At 42.9% G+C, this 2,111-nt stretch carries 2 protein-coding genes; both read left to right on the forward strand.

What is annotated here, in order from left to right:
* Positions 1-98: 98 nt before the first annotated feature.
* On the forward strand, positions 99-326 hold the full coding sequence (locus tag VN379_RS21500; RefSeq protein WP_325537683.1) for a hypothetical protein: 228 nt from the start codon (positions 99-101) through the stop codon (positions 324-326).
* A 223-nt stretch (positions 327-549) separates the two neighbouring features.
* On the forward strand, positions 550-1,914 hold the full coding sequence (locus VN379_RS21505) for an IS4 family transposase (RefSeq protein WP_325537685.1): 1,365 nt from the start codon (positions 550-552) through the stop codon (positions 1,912-1,914).
* Positions 1,915-2,111 lie beyond the last annotated feature (197 nt).

Genomic DNA, 2,111 nt, shown 5'->3' on the forward strand with positions numbered 1-2,111 from the left:
AAATAGCAGTTTCTCTGCCAAGATGTACTTGGGTACGAAAGCATATGGAAAAAGACGAACCAGCAATAGGTGGGAAAATTGAAGGGAGGAAGGCTACTATGGAACGAAAACTCAAAACAGCCCTGCTGAATACTATTAATGACTATAATGCTATTGACAAGCAAATTCATGATCATTGCACATCTCCGGAAAGGGTATTGCAACTACTCGCCGCGAAGGAAGCATTATATCAGATATTGCAGCATTTTTCCAATGCAGAATACGTTGAATATGTCGATGGACAATGGCGGATTAAGGTTATTGTTATAATGGAGCTTGGTGAATAAGACAAAATTCTAGCCGGCTTGCCTTTCGGGATGGGTGGTATTTTTTTTATACGATTTTACCAAATAACTCAACTTTCGCAGAGAAAAAATCAACCTAATCCCTTGAATTGATTAGCACAGATGGCGACAGAAAATATGGATTGACACAATAGAAAAACACCCCAATGTCTGGTAAAGTGAAGTTGCTAACACAACACTACCATACAGAAGAGGTGTCTCCCATATGACAATAGTAAAGCAACAGCAGGCAGAAAATCAACTACCTAATGAAATTAAATCCGTTTTTGAAGAACTACACATTTCACGTCATCTTAGAAGTGCCGGAATTACCAAGAATCTGGGGTTTACGTGTTCCTACTTATTTCAAATCATTTTCTGCCTGATTTTTCAACATCGCAGCTGGTTTCAGTTGCTTGAAAGTACTCGCGCAGCTGAGCTTCCTGGAAAAGATACTGTATATCGTTTTCTAAATCATCCTAGCTTTGCATGGCGTCGATTTCTAACACTCTTTAGCAATGATGTCATCCAGAAAGTGACTGTGTTAACAGCCAAAGACCGTACCCGTGTTTTGATTATTGATGATTCCATGTATGAGCGTAATCGTAGCAAATCGGTTGAACTACTAGCCCGTTTTAAAGACCATGCCCGTGGTTGCTACTACAAGGGTTTTCGCATGTTGACGCTAGGCTGGTCTGACGGTCACACCTTCCTCCCGGTCGACTTTTCTTTGCTTAGTTCGCAATCATCCCAGATTCAAGGAATTGATGTTCACATTGACAAGCGTACTTGTGGCTATAAGCGGCGCCAGGAAGCTTTGCAGTCGGCTCCCGCAATCATTCCGGCCATGCTAGACCGAGCCTTGGAAGCTGGTATTTGTGCTTCTTATGTTCTCATGGATAGTTGGTTTACTTATGCCCCTCTCTTGCGAGACGTTACCGAGCGCGGCTTGGATGCCATTGGCATGGTCAAAGACACCAATCAACGCTATCAAGTAGGCAATAGTAGGCTTAGTTTGAAGCAGTTGTACCAGGTCGCTTCTCCATCTGGGCGCAAATGCGATGGCATCCTGCGGGTCATTTGCACCCAGATGATACCGGGATTATCAGTGAAGATAGTCTTTGTGGAAAACCGAACCCGCAAGGGCGAATGGTTAGCAATCCTGTCGACCGATGTTACAATAAGCGAAGAAGAAATCATTCGCGTCTACGGTATGCGCTGGGACATTGAGACCTTTTTCAAGTGCACAAAATCTTTACTCCGGCTGCAAAAAGAATTTCAAGGACGTTCCTATGATATGCTGGTGAGCCATACCACAATCGTCTTCGCACGGTATATCTTGTTAAGTTGGCAGCACCGCCAGCAGTCCGATGAACGCACTTTAGGCGGATTATTCTTGTCCATGTGTGATGAGCTTAGCAACTTAGAGTGGGCAGTTGCCTTGCAGCAATTGCTTGAGATATTGAATGATGTTTCAAAAAAGGTAAAGAAATCAGTCGTGAAGCTAATCAAAAGTCAACTACAGCACTGGTTTGCAGGACTACCCAGCTATATCAAGGCTTACCTGCCAAATTTGTGCTGCGAAAGTTGAGTAAGTAATCGATAGATACTGCACTAAACTTCGCCGTTTGACCCGATACAGGGAAAACTATCATCCTTGAAACGTAGCGGGTCTAGCGGTGCGGGATTGGTTATATATAAGCGTTAACAGAATACTTTATATAAAAATGGAGATTAACTCGATATGGGTTATTTCCATTTTTTTTATGTCTAGCTGGAGGGTTATAT

The organism is Sporomusa sp. (assembly GCF_035561255.1).
Lineage (GTDB): Bacteria > Bacillota > Negativicutes > Sporomusales > Sporomusaceae > Sporomusa.